The sequence below is a fragment of the Ureibacillus sp. MALMAid1270 genome (assembly GCF_049202975.1).
Classification (GTDB): domain Bacteria; phylum Bacillota; class Bacilli; order Bacillales_A; family Planococcaceae; genus Ureibacillus.
The window spans coordinates 15526-30407 of the sequence record NZ_JBMIRP010000060.1; the positions used below are offsets into that span (position 1 = coordinate 15526).

General features: G+C 32.0%; 22 protein-coding genes. 17 read left to right on the top strand and 5 right to left on the bottom strand.

The window, feature by feature from the left end; translation table 11 throughout:
• The first annotated feature begins 129 nt into the window (after positions 1–129).
• On the top strand, positions 130–759 hold the full coding sequence (locus ACOQFO_RS07930; RefSeq protein ID WP_421689150.1) for a deoxynucleoside kinase: 630 nt from the start codon (positions 130–132) through the stop codon (positions 757–759).
• Position 760: 1 nt separating this feature from the next.
• Positions 761–1429 carry a deoxynucleoside kinase gene (locus ACOQFO_RS07935; RefSeq protein ID WP_421689151.1) on the top strand — a complete coding sequence of 223 codons (669 nt, stop codon included), beginning with the start codon at positions 761–763 and terminating at the stop codon, positions 1427–1429.
• A 171-nt stretch (positions 1430–1600) separates the two neighbouring features.
• Here the strand turns inward: ACOQFO_RS07935 and ACOQFO_RS07940 are convergent, their stop codons facing one another.
• Positions 1601–2260, bottom strand: coding sequence for a phosphodiester glycosidase family protein (locus ACOQFO_RS07940; protein WP_421689152.1), 660 nt, complete (start codon positions 2258–2260; stop codon positions 1601–1603).
• Positions 2261–2417: 157 nt separating this feature from the next.
• On the opposite strand from ACOQFO_RS07940, the gene ACOQFO_RS07945 reads away from it, so the two are divergent.
• Positions 2418–3251 carry a hypothetical protein gene (locus ACOQFO_RS07945; protein WP_421689153.1) on the top strand — a complete coding sequence of 278 codons (834 nt, stop codon included), beginning with the start codon at positions 2418–2420 and terminating at the stop codon, positions 3249–3251.
• Positions 3252–3470: 219 nt separating this feature from the next.
• Here the strand turns inward: ACOQFO_RS07945 and ACOQFO_RS07950 are convergent, their stop codons facing one another.
• The gene (locus ACOQFO_RS07950) at positions 3471–3656 is read right to left on the bottom strand and encodes a hypothetical protein (protein WP_421689154.1); all 186 of its coding nucleotides are present in this window, start codon (positions 3654–3656) and stop codon (positions 3471–3473) included.
• A gap of 546 nt (positions 3657–4202) precedes the next feature.
• On the opposite strand from ACOQFO_RS07950, the gene ACOQFO_RS07955 reads away from it, so the two are divergent.
• Genes ACOQFO_RS07955 through ACOQFO_RS07965 form a run of 3 tightly spaced genes read left to right on the top strand, consistent with a single transcriptional unit; the run spans position 4203 to position 5118 of the window.
• Complete coding sequence (locus ACOQFO_RS07955) at positions 4203–4742, top strand: sigma factor-like helix-turn-helix DNA-binding protein (protein WP_421689155.1); 540 nt, start codon at positions 4203–4205, stop codon at positions 4740–4742.
• Between the two features lies 1 nt (position 4743).
• On the top strand, positions 4744–4899 hold the full coding sequence (locus ACOQFO_RS07960; RefSeq protein WP_421689156.1) for a YvrJ family protein: 156 nt from the start codon (positions 4744–4746) through the stop codon (positions 4897–4899).
• 12 nt (positions 4900–4911) lie between these two features.
• The gene (locus ACOQFO_RS07965) at positions 4912–5118 is read left to right on the top strand and encodes a hypothetical protein (RefSeq protein WP_421689157.1); all 207 of its coding nucleotides are present in this window, start codon (positions 4912–4914) and stop codon (positions 5116–5118) included.
• Between the two features lie 978 nt (positions 5119–6096).
• Here the strand turns inward: ACOQFO_RS07965 and ACOQFO_RS07970 are convergent.
• Positions 6097–6243 carry a hypothetical protein gene (locus tag ACOQFO_RS07970; RefSeq protein WP_170949563.1) on the bottom strand — a complete coding sequence of 49 codons (147 nt, stop codon included), beginning with the start codon at positions 6241–6243 and terminating at the stop codon, positions 6097–6099.
• A 323-nt stretch (positions 6244–6566) separates the two neighbouring features.
• On the opposite strand from ACOQFO_RS07970, the gene ACOQFO_RS07975 reads away from it, so the two are divergent.
• Positions 6567–7028, top strand: coding sequence for a hypothetical protein (locus ACOQFO_RS07975; RefSeq protein WP_097151181.1), 462 nt, complete (start codon positions 6567–6569; stop codon positions 7026–7028).
• A 16-nt stretch (positions 7029–7044) separates the two neighbouring features.
• Positions 7045–7494, top strand: a complete 450-nt coding sequence (locus ACOQFO_RS07980; RefSeq protein ID WP_421689158.1) for a hypothetical protein — start codon at positions 7045–7047, stop codon at positions 7492–7494.
• A 14-nt stretch (positions 7495–7508) separates the two neighbouring features.
• Here the strand turns inward: ACOQFO_RS07980 and ACOQFO_RS07985 are convergent, their stop codons facing one another.
• Together ACOQFO_RS07985 and ACOQFO_RS07990 are read right to left on the bottom strand one after the other, a co-directional pair.
• Positions 7509–7985 carry a hypothetical protein gene (locus tag ACOQFO_RS07985; protein ID WP_097151183.1) on the bottom strand — a complete coding sequence of 159 codons (477 nt, stop codon included), beginning with the start codon at positions 7983–7985 and terminating at the stop codon, positions 7509–7511.
• A 468-nt stretch (positions 7986–8453) separates the two neighbouring features.
• The gene (locus tag ACOQFO_RS07990) at positions 8454–9215 is read right to left on the bottom strand and encodes an MBL fold metallo-hydrolase (RefSeq protein ID WP_421689159.1); all 762 of its coding nucleotides are present in this window, start codon (positions 9213–9215) and stop codon (positions 8454–8456) included.
• An 81-nt stretch (positions 9216–9296) separates the two neighbouring features.
• On the opposite strand from ACOQFO_RS07990, the gene ACOQFO_RS07995 reads away from it, so the two are divergent.
• The 9 genes from ACOQFO_RS07995 (at position 9297) to ACOQFO_RS08035 (ending at position 14851) form a co-directional block, all read left to right on the top strand.
• Complete coding sequence (locus ACOQFO_RS07995; protein WP_421689160.1) at positions 9297–9869, top strand: TIGR00730 family Rossman fold protein; 573 nt, start codon at positions 9297–9299, stop codon at positions 9867–9869.
• A gap of 109 nt (positions 9870–9978) precedes the next feature.
• Complete coding sequence (locus tag ACOQFO_RS08000; RefSeq protein ID WP_421689161.1) at positions 9979–10452, top strand: GNAT family N-acetyltransferase; 474 nt, start codon at positions 9979–9981, stop codon at positions 10450–10452.
• A gap of 150 nt (positions 10453–10602) precedes the next feature.
• Positions 10603–10845 carry a hypothetical protein gene (locus tag ACOQFO_RS08005; protein ID WP_421689162.1) on the top strand — a complete coding sequence of 81 codons (243 nt, stop codon included), beginning with the start codon at positions 10603–10605 and terminating at the stop codon, positions 10843–10845.
• Positions 10846–10952: 107 nt separating this feature from the next.
• A complete protein-coding gene (locus ACOQFO_RS08010; RefSeq protein WP_421689163.1) occupies positions 10953–11411 on the top strand; it encodes a GyrI-like domain-containing protein in 459 nt (152 codons plus the stop codon).
• 104 nt (positions 11412–11515) lie between these two features.
• Positions 11516–12277 carry a metallophosphoesterase family protein gene (locus ACOQFO_RS08015; RefSeq protein WP_421689164.1) on the top strand — a complete coding sequence of 254 codons (762 nt, stop codon included), beginning with the start codon at positions 11516–11518 and terminating at the stop codon, positions 12275–12277.
• Between the two features lie 71 nt (positions 12278–12348).
• Entirely contained in the window at positions 12349–12549 is a 201-nt protein-coding gene (locus ACOQFO_RS08020; protein WP_421689165.1) for a hypothetical protein, read from the top strand.
• 102 nt (positions 12550–12651) lie between these two features.
• The gene (locus tag ACOQFO_RS08025; protein ID WP_421689166.1) at positions 12652–13035 is read left to right on the top strand and encodes a YkvA family protein; all 384 of its coding nucleotides are present in this window, start codon (positions 12652–12654) and stop codon (positions 13033–13035) included.
• A 129-nt stretch (positions 13036–13164) separates the two neighbouring features.
• Positions 13165–13650 (top strand): AraC family transcriptional regulator, encoded by a 486-nt coding sequence (locus ACOQFO_RS08030; RefSeq protein ID WP_421689167.1) that lies wholly within the window; start codon positions 13165–13167, stop codon positions 13648–13650.
• A gap of 163 nt (positions 13651–13813) precedes the next feature.
• Complete coding sequence (locus ACOQFO_RS08035; RefSeq protein WP_421689168.1) at positions 13814–14851, top strand: serine hydrolase domain-containing protein; 1038 nt, start codon at positions 13814–13816, stop codon at positions 14849–14851.
• Positions 14852–14882 lie beyond the last annotated feature (31 nt).

Here is a 14882-nt window from a genome sequence, read left to right on the forward strand (position 1 = left end):
AACTTACTAAATTGTGTATTTATATTTAATAATTACTTTACTTACTTTTACTCCACTTCTGTTTTTCGACTACTATATATGATAAAATGTAAAGCATTGACGAATTTTGACGAGAAGGAGGGGCTTTCTATGTCTGTCCCTTTTATAACAGTTGAAGGCCCAATAGGTGTAGGAAAAACATCTTTATCGAAAGCAATCGCTGATACATATGGATTTCATTTATTAAAAGAGATTGTAGATGAAAATCCATTTTTAGGGAAGTTTTATGAGGACATCGAAGAGTGGAGTTTTCAAACAGAAATGTTCTTCCTTTGTAATCGATATAAACAGTTATCGGATGTAAAATCCCTTATTATCCAAAACCAAACACCTGTTGTAGCAGATTATCATATATTTAAAAACCTAATCTTTGCAAAGCGTACACTTCCTGCATCAGAGTATAAAAAATATGAATCTATTTACGATATATTAACTTCAGATATGCCAAGGCCCAATATGGTGATTTACTTATATGCTAGCCTTGATACGTTGATGAATCGAATTAAGATGCGCGGAAGAGAATTTGAAAAATTGATTACTAGAGAATATATGGATCAATTATCAAAAGACTATCATGAGTTCATTCAACATTTTAAAGTAAAACATCCTGATATACCGGTTATTGAATTAGATGGCGACAAAATAGACTTTGTACAAAATGATGAAGACTTACAGCAAGTATTAAATATAGTAAACACCAGCTTAAAGGAGTACAAGTAGAATGAATTTAAGAGATAAATATAATATACCTTCCAATGCTGTTATTACGATTGCCGGTACTGTAGGCGTAGGGAAATCAACGATGACAACTGCTTTAGCAGAAGCATTAAATTTCCGTACATCTTTTGAAAAGGTTGACTCAAACCCTTATTTAGATAAATTTTATGATGACTTTGAAAAATGGAGCTTCCACTTACAAATTTACTTTTTAGCTGAGCGATTTAAAGAGCAAAAACGTATTTTTGAATACGGTGGCGGGTTCATTCAGGATCGTTCTATCTATGAAGATACAGGTATTTTTGCAAAAATGCATTACGATAAAGGAACGATGAACCCAACAGATTACGAGACGTACACGAATTTGTTTGATGCAATGGTAATGACTCCTTATTTCCCACATCCAGACTTATTAATCTATTTAGAGGGATCACTTGAAGATGTGATTGATAGAATTAAAGAACGCGGTCGTGAAATGGAACAACATACGCCAAGAGAATATTGGGAAGAAATGCATGGCCGTTATCAAGAATGGATTGACCAATTTAACTCTTGCCCTGTACTACGATTAGATATTAATGATTACGACTTAAAGGAAAATCCAGAACAGATAGAGAGTATTATTGAACGAATTGGCTATATGATTGAACAAACGAATCGTTTTAAAAAATAAGTATTAGTTAAAGAGCGTGTAGACAAGATTGAATCGGACTTTGTTTACACGTTTTTTTGTGGTAACCAATAGGTATATTAGATAGAGGGGTATTTCGGATCGTGAATATGAAAATAGTTTAAAAATGGCTTTATTCATAATAAGAACAAAGCCACTTTTAATTGAAATGAGTTATTTAATTTTAATTAAATAAGGCATAGGTCTAGCTGAACCATCTGATTCAGGTTTTGGAAGAAATTTATAATTTCCAAAAACCATTTGCGTAGTTCCACCACCATCAATGTTAATTGTAGAGTAAGGATCATATCCTAAACTGTTTAAGTCTTCTTTGATTGTCGCCATTGTTACTGTTTGTAATGGTTGAATGAAATGGATAACAGCATTGCCTTTATCATCGCTGCCCCTTGCCACAAGAGTTCTAAATGCGGATGTTGACCAAATAGTACCTCCTGAGTAGCGTGGACTTTCCCCAAACAAGTCTTTACCACCAATGGCGAAAAGTACTTTTCCTACCTTATTTTCGAGTTCAGTTAAGTTTAATGCAGAAGTACAAGCTATTCTCAGATTACCACCATAATAGCGTTCATCGTCAGAAATATAGAATGTCCAAGAATTTTTTTCGTGATTCACTGTATGATTTTTCGTTTGGCCTCTTGTGTAATGCATAGCTAGTGCTTGAGTAACTGTATTAAAGAAACTCCCATTCACTCCTTGGTATCCACTTTTAATTAATGAATTTGCAACATATTGTGTAGCGATCTCCGTAGGTGAAGCTTCAAGCACTTGATAACGTCTTGTACCGACAGTTTTTACAGGCAATAATTTTGCCATAAATATCCTCTCCTATATCATTATTTTGTACGTACAATATATAAAGGGGATGTTGATAGAAAAATAACAACCAATAGAAATATTTCTTTTGTTTTTACTAAAATTTCCACCAATGGTATTATATTGTCTAAAATCTATTGTGATATGAGGTGGAACTGTGAATAAAAAATTGGGTGTTTGTTTACAAATACTTATACTATTTTTATTTATTGCTGGGTGTTCAGAAGATGCGGAACAAAACGTGGTCATAGAGGATGAACCAAAACTTATAGAAGGTACTAGGAATGTAGACGAGCAAGAAGAAGTTAGTGTAGAAGTTGATGTTCACGATAAAACTTTAGAAAAAGCGAAAAAAGAGATTGAAAATCGAGAGGATTTAGAAATAGTAGAAAACGTGGATGACTGTAAAAGAGAAGATATATTTTGTTTCAATTATGCTGTCGACAGTGGATTAATCGTAAAAATGGAATTAGACGACAAGCAAAAGGAATTCTATGATTTAATCAAAAACTATGAGTTACCCGAAGCTCCAGAAGAAGGTATTGAACCACAAGGTTATAGCAACATCCTTTTCTATGAGAATGGATATGCTTTTTTTATTGATTCAAAACATCTATTTCGCGCGCCATACGAATCCTTTGATGTAGTTGAACCTACGAAGGAACAGTATTTTGGAATCCTCATGACTAGGGTGAGATCGATTGGTCAATATGAATTCGAATATGAACATATTGAACCTGGAATGAGTAAAACAAAATATAATCAGTATAAAATCGAAACGATTAATGAGACAAAAAAGTTTACCGATAATGATGTGGTCATTAATTGGCTAGACGATTGTGCTGCTGTTATACAAACAATAATAGATAGTGAAATGAATAGTGATGAACCAAGTGAAGAACTGTATCTTAAAGCTCGGAAAAAATTATCCTATATCGGTGATATATCTTTAATTTATGAATATGAATATGGCCCGTTTGATTGGAATTAAGAAAAATAAATAAATACAATAAAAAAGACCCGTTCAGTTGTCTAGTACAGAACATAAATTAAACATATAAATAGACGATTGCTAATTATAGGGATAATTGCTTTTATATATATATTGTTTCTATTATGTTCAATATAAAAAAGAGCTGGAAATATGTTGGATTCCAGTTCTTTTTCTATTTGTTCTTTTTCTATTTGTTCTTTTTTCTATTTGCTCTTTTTATTGATGTTCGTTTAATTCGATTAATTGAATATGGCCAAACTCTATTAAGCTTTCCAAAGTACGAATATCCATTTCTTTAATTTCTTTTGCTTCTCGTTCGTCTAATTTGATGTAATCGTTTTGCAAATCTTCTATGATGACTTCTTTTAACTTACTCTCTTCGAATACTCCTACTAATGCCATTGAATCTCTCATTTTCCACTGATCACAATGATAATATATATAAAATTGCATCGAATTTATTTTGATTATGCTGCCTGTTCTTCTACTGTGATATATTGAATACATTCATTAATTACATCCCAACTTTTGTAAGTCGGACCTACAACCGTATATTTTATTAATTTGTGGTCATCTGTTTTAAAACATAACCGTGAATTATTTGTTCTCCCATTACATTGTGATGGAAAAACTTATAAAGAATGATACTCTGTTCTATTGCGTATTCTTTAACCATTTTTGCTACATAACCTGGTAGCCCCTTCCAATTATTTATGAACCGTATACAATTTTATGTGGATAATTTGGTAGTTAAGTTTTATAGAATAATTTGTGATTTACGATAAAATTAGATTATTCTTTGTATAAAAAAGGGAATTTTTTAGAGGGTTGTGTTTTACTTTTCTGAAATCCCTTTTTATATAGAAAAGAAATTAAAACTAAAGAGGCATTATAGTTCTTTTTTTTACCCAAAATACGAACGTACATTCTATATTTAGAGGTGTTATTATGTATCAATTGAACGAAGATATAATTAAAAGCCCGATTTTCAATTCATTTATCACTATCGAGGAGAATAAGGAACTTTATTTAGCTTATTTAAATGATCAAAATCTCTCCAATAAGGATAAGCTTGATGAAGCATTTACTTCGCATACAAAACAGATCCTAGCAATTGCGTATTTGCGGAAGTTGATTTACTACGAATCCCGTCGATTTGATAAAAAAAGAAGGGAATTTGAAAATAAACAACACGTTATATTAAATGCCCCAATAGAAGAAGACATAACTCTTATGGATACGATTGCAGATGGAAATTCTGAACCCCATTTTCAATTAGCATTAAGGGCAAGTACTATAGAAGAGGTTATTACGGATAACTTACTCATAAGTGCTATTAGTAGATTAACAGATAGGCAAAGAGAAATTCTCTATTATCGTTATGTCCTAAATTGGAACGATACGATGATTGCAAAAAGATATAATGTTTCGCAACAAGAAATACAAAAAGTCACAAAAAGGCTCTACAGAGGTTACGGGAGGTGTTGAAATGATTGATAATGAATTCATACAAATAATAGGAAATTTTGGGTTTCCAGTAGCAATTACAATCTATTTATTAATTCGCTTTGAAAATAGACTAGAATCGTTACGTAATTCAATAGATAACTTAACAAAAATCATTGGAGATTTAGAGAAGAAATGAGAGTGATTTTAATTGAAAAGAATAGGAGAATTTAATGAAAAAGAGATCCAACAATTAATTCAAAAAATCGAACCACTTATTTGTTATTCCTTGATTCAAACTAAACCAGAATTTAGAGATGATTTAAAGCAACATTTATACGAGTCATCATTAATGACATTGAAAAAGGTGAGATTTAGGGAACCGCAAAGCCTTTTTATAAAAAGCCGTGTAGAGTAATTTTAGAAAGAGCTGGATGTACGCATCTAGCTCTTATCTCCCCTTGGTTACTTAATAGAAGCCTATTGTACGTAATTTACAACTAAAGGAAGAACGCTGGTATTGTAGTAGATATTATAAACAAAAAGGAGAAAAACATGAGAACAATATTCATATCTGTATTTTTTTCTTTTTTACGAAACTTTTTAAAATAGATTATTAAGTTTACATAGAATGTTACCAAACAGATTACACTTGAAATGGCCGTAATGAATATCACAACTTCTGAAAATGATTCCAATGTTTCTAACGATTCATTCTAATTTACCCTCCCCTTAATGGAAATTAGTCCCTTTATAATGTTATATTATATAATCTTTATTCATTATCAATCTTTATTTTAGATTAAGAAAAAGCGCATGAAAACTTCTTATGCGCCAGTGTCCTAATATTATTGTTCAAAGTGTACTTATTACCGTTTTTCCAAAAAGCGCGAATATATGGTTCACCTTGAATAATTGACATACCCTCTTTACAAGTAGGGCCATCATAGTAATATTTATATGGAATTTAAGCCTCCACCTCCTCAAATCCTCGCTAGCATTCTTGTAAATAATGCAGAAACAACCGCATGATTATAAACATTAATAACCGATTGGATTGCATTTGAAAAAGTTGTAGCATTCCTTTGTTTTATTGATGATCCAAATAATGAAAAAATACATTTAATTAATTTTCATTTTGATAAAGATATGAACTTTAAATACTTGTTTGTAGGTGGATAATAAAGAACACAGAGTATCAATAACGATTCTCTGTGTTCTTAGTTATTTGTTACATTGGAGGTAATGTAGCCACGAGATTACTAATACCATCTGCAAATGGCTATTCCTGCAGTATTTTGCTCTACTGTCGTATCGAGTTTTGATGCATCACTTTTATCACCAGAAAAACCAACTTCTGTTAATATTGACCAATCTTTGTTATCTGAATTTGGCGTTAGTAATTGTTTAATATATCTTTAAGCTGTCGTACATTCCAATCATACTCTTTTATTAATTCTACTAATTCGTTTTGAGTTTCCTTGTCTTTAATTGAAATCATCGCTCTTGCATGTCTTTCAGAGGTTCCTCTTTTCAAAGACATGATTAACACTTTTAAAAAGAGTTCCAACCATAATGGGTAGATACTCTTTTTTTGTTATGTATTTTCGTTGCTTAATTCATTTGACTGAAAAGAGTAAGTGTATAATGCGATTGTGAATGATGTTAGCAGAAACCTAACTGAAATTTTAAGACTGAATTCTTTGCCGTTGTTTTTGTATTGCAATTCCATTCTCTCACCCCCTTAATCCTTAATGTGTAAGAAAAATGAAAAATCCTTTTTTAAAAGGTTGTAAAAAGAGGATTGAATTGCCCTTTTAATATCGTTAGCGGCTAACAAAAACAAAAAACGAAGGAGGAAACAAAATGGCACGACGATACACATCAAGTACAGTAAGTGACGCAGTGTTAAACATTAGAGATTTAGAAACGATTAAAAATCTACGATATGCACAGTTTGAAATGCATACGATGGTAGAATCGGGGAATGATGGGGGTCGAATTATTCATTACTTAAATCTAATCCCTGAAATTGCTGCTATTTTCAAAATAACTCTAGGAGTGGCAGATGTAGCTGCACATTTAGGTGGTTTAGCGGCAGAGGCGGCTGATGACCAAAAGGAACGACTTTTAAATGACCTTTGGGCTGGTTATGAATCATTTAAAGCTATTCAGGAAGGGTGGAGTTCAAATATTGCTCTGCTGAAAGTACAAGTTCCGATGGCTAATATTACAGATGGTCATACTGGTAAAAAAACAGCGTATGTTCGAGGGCGAGCATTTACAACTTATCGACTTAATAAAGATGGCTCAGAGTTTAAATTTTAAAAAGGAGGAATAAATAATGACAACTGTTACAGATAGCGAGTTTTACCCAAAAATCGATATTAATGGTAATTCAGCGTTGTATAAAGCATATGGGATTGGAGAGGTGCAACAATATGTTGCAGACTTAATTTCAGAATATCAATTTAGAGCGAATTATGAACGATATATGAAGATTGCAGACGATTTACCAGACCATGCTAAACCTGCTGAACCAATAATTAAGGTTTATAAGATAATGGATAGATATATCCCATCAAGAAAGAATGATGTTGTGGAAGATTGTAAGCTTTCCAAAAACTACTTCTTAGAATTGAAGAAAAATATTGAAGCAGGTATTTATCCAAAATGGGAAGTTCAATTGCGTGTTAAACGATACGCTACTAATGATGGAGGCTATATCGATATTGCAGTTGGTGGTTGGGTTACTGCTAAATATACACCAACAGGTCAAAAAATAATGATGTAATCAAAAGACCCCTCTTATCGAGGGGTTTTTTCTATTAAATTCAAATAGAATTCAGGTAGTTCGTTAGATTTTAACTTATACCATTCAACATCATCTGAAAAATTGTAGTAAGGAAATGCTAAATAGTAAGTGTTATTGTTGCGGTATAGAGAGAATTTTAAGTATGCACCTGAGCCATCCATGTATTTTTGTTCAACAAAAAGTGTTTTATTGGAAGGTTCCCTTATGTTATCCCCACTTACCATCGTTGTATTCATTAATTTAGTTATTGTTTTCATAATATCAGAGTTTATATTCACTGGAATCATAGTATTATCTTCTTCGGAATAGACAGATAGTTCCATCACTGATAAAAACTCATTATCGGGAGGAAAAATACGATTAGCTTCGGCAAAAGTTTGCGTTTGTTGTTCTCTTACGAAAAAATATATTAGAGCACTAATGATTAATAGAGAGATTAAGCTTATTAAAAAAAATTTCCTATTCTTCATTTCTTTATCGTTCCCTCCTGTAACTACATAAAAAGGTTGCAAGAAAATGATACTACAAAATTTAGAAAAGTGAAAATTCCAAAAGTAATAGTTAAAAATAATCATTCAAAAGGAAACTGAAAAAATATAAAAACATTTCAGGTTAAGGTTTTATAAGAACTTTAACTGGGAGATATCCTAAAAATAGGAGCACATATGAAGCAAGCTATTGAAAACGAGAAATAGCAAGTTTGTAAGATAGATCGTGACGGCAGATGAGAATTCATTAGAAGGAATTCCGACAAAAGATGGATTTGAATGGTATTCAAATTACCTATAGACAAAAAGCAATTTACCGAAAATAACTTAAACAAATAGGACTTGCCGATATTAGTAAGTCTTCTTTGCTTAACCAATTACTAATAGATTATAAATAATAATTTTAAACAAGACCATTATAAACAGTAATGAGGCTATATCTGTCTTGTATTATTTAAACTCAATTATTTTGCCTCTTTTAGCAAGTTGAATCTTCGCTTGCTCTATGACTTCCTCAAAATCCCCAACATTATCGTTATAGTGCATAGCATAAATTTTCTCGTGAATTTCAGAAGGATAATAGCTCAACACTTCTTCAATCGTTGCATGAGCCCCATTTGTAGTAAAACTAACATCTTGGAATATGGCAACTGTGCTTTCATCAATTTGTGATAATAAATTTGCCTGTTCTAATCGTTTAATATCACTTGTATAAACTAAATTTTTGCCCTTCCTGCTAAGTTTAAATCCTGAGCTAATCATTCCTTCTTGATGTGCATTGGTTGTATCAAAAACAGTAAACGTATATTCCCCAATAAACATAGACCCTTCATTTTTTGGTGTAATTAATTGACAGAAGTCCTCGACAGCCTGCCCTTGATTATTTAAACTGTGAGATAGGATGGAACGTATTGAATGTAAGAGCTTCTCATGCACAATAATCTTTGTCTTTACCGGGGCATGTTGTCCATTTTCAAAATTCCAATAACGTTGTAAAATCATTTCTTCTAAACCACCAACATGGTCAAAGTGAAGATGTGATATATACACAAAATCAATATCTGTATAGCGATAGCCTGCTTCAGTTAGGCTTGTACGTAAAGTTGTACCAGCATCAACTAATAGTAATTTTTCGCCTAATTGAAAGATATAGTTGTTATGATAGTTTGTTTTTGTAAAAGCACCACCAACACCTAAAGGGGTAATTTTCATGTTACCGACTCCTTTTATTTACATTTAGTTAATATTTGAATGCTATAATTTATTGTAACGAAAAATGTGGGGGATAAACATATGAATATTAGCATTTATTGTGGTTCACAAACTGGGAAAAATCCAGTTTATATAGAGAAAGCGAAAGAATTAGGGGAACAACTAGCAAAAGCAGAGATAGGCATTGTTTATGGTGGGTCAAATATCGGCTTGATGGGAGCTATTGCTGATCAGGCACTTCTACATGGTGGTAGAGTAATAGGGATTATGCCCGAACATCTACAAAAACGCGAAGTAGCACATTTACATTTAACAGAGATTTATATAGTTGACTCCATGCATACTCGAAAAGCGAAAATGGCAGATTTAGCTGATGCTTACATCGCTCTCCCTGGCGGCTGCGGCACATTAGATGAGTATTTTGAAATCTTTACATGGGCACAAATTGGGTTACATACAAAACCTGTTATTTTATACAATATTAATGGTTTTTACGATGCGCTTATTCTACATTTTGAGAAAATGTTGGATGATGGTTTTATTCGTGAAGAACAGCGTAGCATTTTACAAGTTGCAACGTCAGTGGATGATATATTCAATATTCTATCGGCCAATCATGACGAAATAATAAAGGTAGCAAATTTAACTAAATAGATTCAAAGGAACAGAGAAACTTAATCATAGGTTTCTCTGTTTTTTTAGAGGGAATGTTGCCAAAAGTGTAGAATGCAAGAAACATACGATGGAAAATGGGGGATTACAAATGAGTATTAAAGAAATTACAAAAGATAATAGGGAAAAGATTGTTTCTTTTTTTAAGGATCACTGGGGAAGCCCTGAAATGGTCATTTCAACTGGTATTTATCAGTGCGATCAATTGGATGGTTTCATTTTTGAGGAGGATAATGAAATTATCGGTTTAGTTACTTATGTCATTAAAGATCATGAACTCGAGGTTATTTCGTTAGATAGTATTCAAGAAGGCAAGGGTATTGGCACATCTTTAATGGAAAAAGTTGAGAATGTAGCGAAGCAAAAGGGAATACAAATAGTAAGCTTAGTAACAACAAATGATAATTTGCATGCTTTGAAATTTTATCAAAAAAGAGGTTACAGAATTACAAATGTTATTCCTGACGCTGTTAATAGAGCAAGAAATATAAAACCCTCAATACCTTTAATAGGAAATGAAGGAATTCCATTAAATGATGAATTAATCTTAAAAAAGATATTGTAGGTACATAAAAATTCTTTCATTTTATAATTGAGGACGTTAATGATGGTTTATAAATTAAGTTATTAAGCTAACGGGGCGTTAGAAAAGAATATTGAATATCACATTCAACTTGAAGAAGAGTTAACTTTAGTAGAGAATGCTTTTCAAAAAGTGAATTGGCAACCGAATGCAGAACCTAAAATGTCTAGAGAACCTGATGTAGAAGCGGTATTTTTCTATAATTTTGATGAAAACATGCCTGAAAGACTTGTGAATTACCAAATTTGGTTTAACCAAGGAAATGATACAGCGACGATAATTAGTGATCATGCAAATGAAGGCTTTGGAACATTAGACAAAGGGAATGCAGAAAGTTTAAAAGATGTTTTTATAAAGGCAAGCCAAACGAAATAAATAATTTTCAACTATCCTCGCAGTTTAATAGAAAAAGAAGGTAAGTATATATTCTATGTAGAAATTGTAAATTTAAAGGAGTGATTAAAATAGCAGAAACAACAAAAATGAAAAAAACTATTAAAGAACTTAATGAAATTAAATTAGTAGGTTTTAGAGTATTGTGTTCTGGTGACCAATACTTAGCAGAAATCCCAAAAGCCTCACTGCGTTTAAGTGAACGTATCAATGAAATTAAACAAGTGGTTAATCCGTTACTACAATATGGTGTATTTGTAGTCGAGAACCAAACTGCTGAAGAAGATGGCTATTGGGTTTGTGTTGAAGTAAAAGAGTATGAAGATATTCCATCTGATATGGTAACACTAACAGTCCCATCCCAAAGATATGCTGTATCAAGACATAAAGGGGCTAATGATCAGATTATGAACTGGTATGAAGAATTACATAAATGGATTGATGATAACAACTATTCAAGACTAAAAGAAAAATGGCATTTAGAAAAATTTTATAGTTGGAATGATACTGACAATTTAGACATAGAGTTGTTTGATACGATTAAGTAAAACAAGTAACTACTAACCGAGGCGTTGCTCCAAGAAGGATTAATGCTTTTTTTATTGAAGTTATTGTACTAAGAGTTGGAAAGGGTTGTAGAAGATAGGCAATTTTGATTGGAGATGGTGTGAGTAGAATGGAAACTAACCTTGCAATTATTACTGATATTCATGGGAATAGTGCTGCATTAAAAGCTGTTCTAGAAAACATTGATAAAGATAAGCAAATTGAACATATTTATTGTCTTGGAGATTTAATAGGAATTGGTCATGAAACAAATGAAGTTCTTGAAATTTTGTTTTCCCGTGAAAATATATCATTTGTAAAGGGAAACCATGATGAAGCAATATTAAGAATAATTGAAGGGAAAAAAACAAGCAGTGTTGGCGAGGAAGAAGAACACCATCAATGGATAGCATCTAGATTAGATAAGAAATTTATTCCTAGATTATCTAGTATTGCAATGAAACTAGAGAAAGTTATAAACGGTATAAACTTTTTATTTGTTCATTATCATTTAGGGGAAAAAGATAGATTTTTATCAATTGATTATCAACCTAATACAGACAAACTAGACGAGATTTATAAAAAATCCAATGCAGACGTTATCTGTTTTGGACACCATCATATTATTCATCATTTTAAATCTAGTAAGAGACTCTATCTCAATCCAAGTTCGTTAGGATGTAACTTTAAACCGTTTGCACCATATTTAAAATTGCGTATTGGCATAGCTGGTCAAATAGACGTTTCTTTTATTGAAGTCCCTTATGATAACAAGGATTTTTTACTTTCATATAAAAATCAAAATGTTCCTGCCAGTGATTTTATATTGAAGGTCTTTCATGGTGAACAGCATTTACAATATATTTAACTCCTTATTAAGATGATGGGGCAGAAGAGTTGAAGAAGGATAATTCTGATTTATAGGGAGAAAAAATAAAGATGAATAGAAACTCTATTTCTAATATATTTTTATTTATAGGGAGTATGTTGGTTTTATTAAAAATAGTATTTGTAATGGGTTACTTGAATGAGCTTCGAGTAAAATATGGTACTTATGTTGAAATCTCATATATGGCTTTTTTCTTTATAGGGGTTGTATTGAAGTCAATATCAAATAAAAAAGAGAAAAACAATAATTAAATATTTACATAACAATTTATTCAACTATCAGAGCAGATAAGTTTAAGTACAGAAGTTTCTGTTAAAATGAAAATAAAACTTAGTTGATTAGTAGGAGATTTCATGTTTAAAGAAATTAAGGCTTGGGCGAAAAAATTAAAACGACAGATATTTATTCTCTACTATGCTTATCAAGATGCAAGAACACCTTGGTATGCGAAAGTATTTACTGCTTGTGTTGTCGCTTATGCGTTCAGTCCAATTGATCTAATACCAGATTTCATACCTATTCTTGGCTATTTAGATGAGGTAATTCTACTTCCCATAGGGATAATGTTCTCATTGAAGATGATACCGAAGGAGGTATTATCTGATTGTGAAGTAAAGGCAGAAGAAATGATGAAAGATGGTAAGCGTAAGAATTGGATAGTTGGTTCACTGATATTATTGATTTGGGTAGTAATCACCGTTTGGGCTGGAATGAAGATTTATCAGATTTTCAACTAAACGGAGGCAAGAGTTCAGGAATGGATTGCTGCGGCGATCCTTTTTTCTTATTCGACTAACGGTTCAGGTTAGTTGAAGAAGGACTTTTAATAATGGATAGGATTTATTACAAATAAGGGGTTGAGAGAAATGAATATCTTAATAAAAGAATTACCTGAATATGAGGTTGCGTTTTTCAGGCGTGTTGGAAGTTATTTTGAACCAAATGGGGAACATTGGGGGAAATTATTAGATTGGGCAATAAAAAATAAACTCTTTCCACCTCGACAATCTTTCATAGGAATTTCTTTAGATAATCCAGATTTAGTAGAAAGTCATAATTGTCGTCACGATGCCTGTGTTACTATACCTGATGGTTTTGATAAAGAAATACATAATAATATACAATTTAGAAAGCTAGATGGTGGGCAGTACGCATTGTATCAATATTATGATACTCCTAGTAAGTTGAATCTTGGATATAAATATATGTATGAACAATGGTTACCAAATAGTGACTATGACCCTGATTACGATAGACATAACCTTGAATTTAGTATGAATAACCCCGCTGAAGACCCAGAAGGGAAAGCAAAGGTTCATTTATTTGTACCAGTAAAAAAAAGAACACCTTGAACTAACAAAGACGTTGATCCAAGAAGGATTAATGTCCTTTTTTGTTGAAGTTGTTGAACTAAGCGGCAGTTTTGTTCAATAGGAAATATTCTTTCCAAATAAATACATGCAAACATATATTCGTGTAATAATTTAATTATTAAAGTTATATAAGGGGAGAATAATGAAATTAAAAAACATCAAAGTTGAAGAACGAATGAAACATTATAATGTAAACGGTTTAAGTATTGCATTGTTCGAAGAAGGTCAAATCTGCGGAACAGAAAATTATGGTTCACTTGAAGTTAATAGTGATAGAAAAGTAAATGATGATTCTATTTTTAGTGCGTGTTCTATTAGTAAATTCTTAACTGGAATGTTAGCAATAAAGTTGCTAGAAGAAGGACATCTTGATTTAGATGAAAATGTAAATAAAAGACTTGTTACTTGGAAAGTGCCTGAAAATGAATATACAAAGAATAAAAAGGTTACTTTAAGAAACTTGCTTAGTCATCAATCTGGAATCAAAGACCCTGAAGGTAGTTTTTTAGAACTAAATTCAGAAATAGGTTTTCCTTCGATAATTGAATTATTAGAGGGAAAATCCCATTATTGTAAGGTTCCTATTGAAGTTCAATTCGAGCCAGAGAGTGAATTCCATTATTCAGATGCAGGATTTTGTATTATTCAGCAACTAATAGAAGATGTAACGAAAAAGCAGTTTTATCAAGTGGTAAATGAGTTCATATTTGAACCACTAGGAATCAAGAATAGCAAATTATATACAACAATGTCGGAAGTGGATAGAGGTAACTTTTCTTGTGGTCATAACAAAAACGGGGAATTAGTAGAAGGAAAAATCCCTATTTATCCTTATCCAGCAGCTTCTGGACTATGGACAACTTCTTCGGATTTAGCTGAATTAGTTCTTGAGTTAATGAATGCAATAAAAGGAGAAAGTAAGTTGGGTCTATCGGAAAGCTTAGCAAAAGAAATGATAACCCCGCAAAGAGGTAGAAGCTGGACAGGATTAGGTGTGTTTCTTGAAGGCTCCGAAAAAGAACTAAAAATTACATCACTCGGTTGGGGAGTAGGTTTTCAATGTATGATGGTGGCATATCCATACTTGGAAAAAGGTGCTGTTATTATGACGAATGCAGAATTAGGTGTTCATCAATTGGAAGGGATTATCGGAGAGATATATAAATCTCTTCTATTCTAAAAGCGTTTGTTCTTTTAAAATGACCGTGTTA

Coding starts and splice junctions, on each gene's coding strand:
- ACOQFO_RS07985 (WP_097151183.1), bottom strand. CDS start 7,985: ATGAAGAATAGGAAATTTTTTTTAATAAGCTTAATCTCTCTATTAATC.
- ACOQFO_RS07940 (WP_421689152.1), bottom strand. CDS start 2,260: ATGGCAAAATTATTGCCTGTAAAAACTGTCGGTACAAGACGTTATCAA.
- ACOQFO_RS07955 (WP_421689155.1), top strand. CDS start 4,203: ATGTATCAATTGAACGAAGATATAATTAAAAGCCCGATTTTCAATTCA.
- ACOQFO_RS08025 (WP_421689166.1), top strand. CDS start 12,652: ATGTTTAAAGAAATTAAGGCTTGGGCGAAAAAATTAAAACGACAGATA.
- ACOQFO_RS07990 (WP_421689159.1), bottom strand. CDS start 9,215: ATGAAAATTACCCCTTTAGGTGTTGGTGGTGCTTTTACAAAAACAAAC.
- ACOQFO_RS08035 (WP_421689168.1), top strand. CDS start 13,814: ATGAAATTAAAAAACATCAAAGTTGAAGAACGAATGAAACATTATAAT.
- ACOQFO_RS07970 (WP_170949563.1), bottom strand. CDS start 6,243: ATGTCTTTGAAAAGAGGAACCTCTGAAAGACATGCAAGAGCGATGATT.
- ACOQFO_RS08020 (WP_421689165.1), top strand. CDS start 12,349: ATGAATAGAAACTCTATTTCTAATATATTTTTATTTATAGGGAGTATG.
- ACOQFO_RS07930 (WP_421689150.1), top strand. CDS start 130: ATGTCTGTCCCTTTTATAACAGTTGAAGGCCCAATAGGTGTAGGAAAA.
- ACOQFO_RS07995 (WP_421689160.1), top strand. CDS start 9,297: ATGAATATTAGCATTTATTGTGGTTCACAAACTGGGAAAAATCCAGTT.
- ACOQFO_RS07960 (WP_421689156.1), top strand. CDS start 4,744: ATGATTGATAATGAATTCATACAAATAATAGGAAATTTTGGGTTTCCA.
- ACOQFO_RS08030 (WP_421689167.1), top strand. CDS start 13,165: ATGAATATCTTAATAAAAGAATTACCTGAATATGAGGTTGCGTTTTTC.
- ACOQFO_RS07980 (WP_421689158.1), top strand. CDS start 7,045: ATGACAACTGTTACAGATAGCGAGTTTTACCCAAAAATCGATATTAAT.
- ACOQFO_RS07975 (WP_097151181.1), top strand. CDS start 6,567: ATGGCACGACGATACACATCAAGTACAGTAAGTGACGCAGTGTTAAAC.
- ACOQFO_RS08000 (WP_421689161.1), top strand. CDS start 9,979: ATGAGTATTAAAGAAATTACAAAAGATAATAGGGAAAAGATTGTTTCT.
- ACOQFO_RS07935 (WP_421689151.1), top strand. CDS start 761: ATGAATTTAAGAGATAAATATAATATACCTTCCAATGCTGTTATTACG.
- ACOQFO_RS08010 (WP_421689163.1), top strand. CDS start 10,953: ATGAAAAAAACTATTAAAGAACTTAATGAAATTAAATTAGTAGGTTTT.
- ACOQFO_RS07950 (WP_421689154.1), bottom strand. CDS start 3,656: ATGGCATTAGTAGGAGTATTCGAAGAGAGTAAGTTAAAAGAAGTCATC.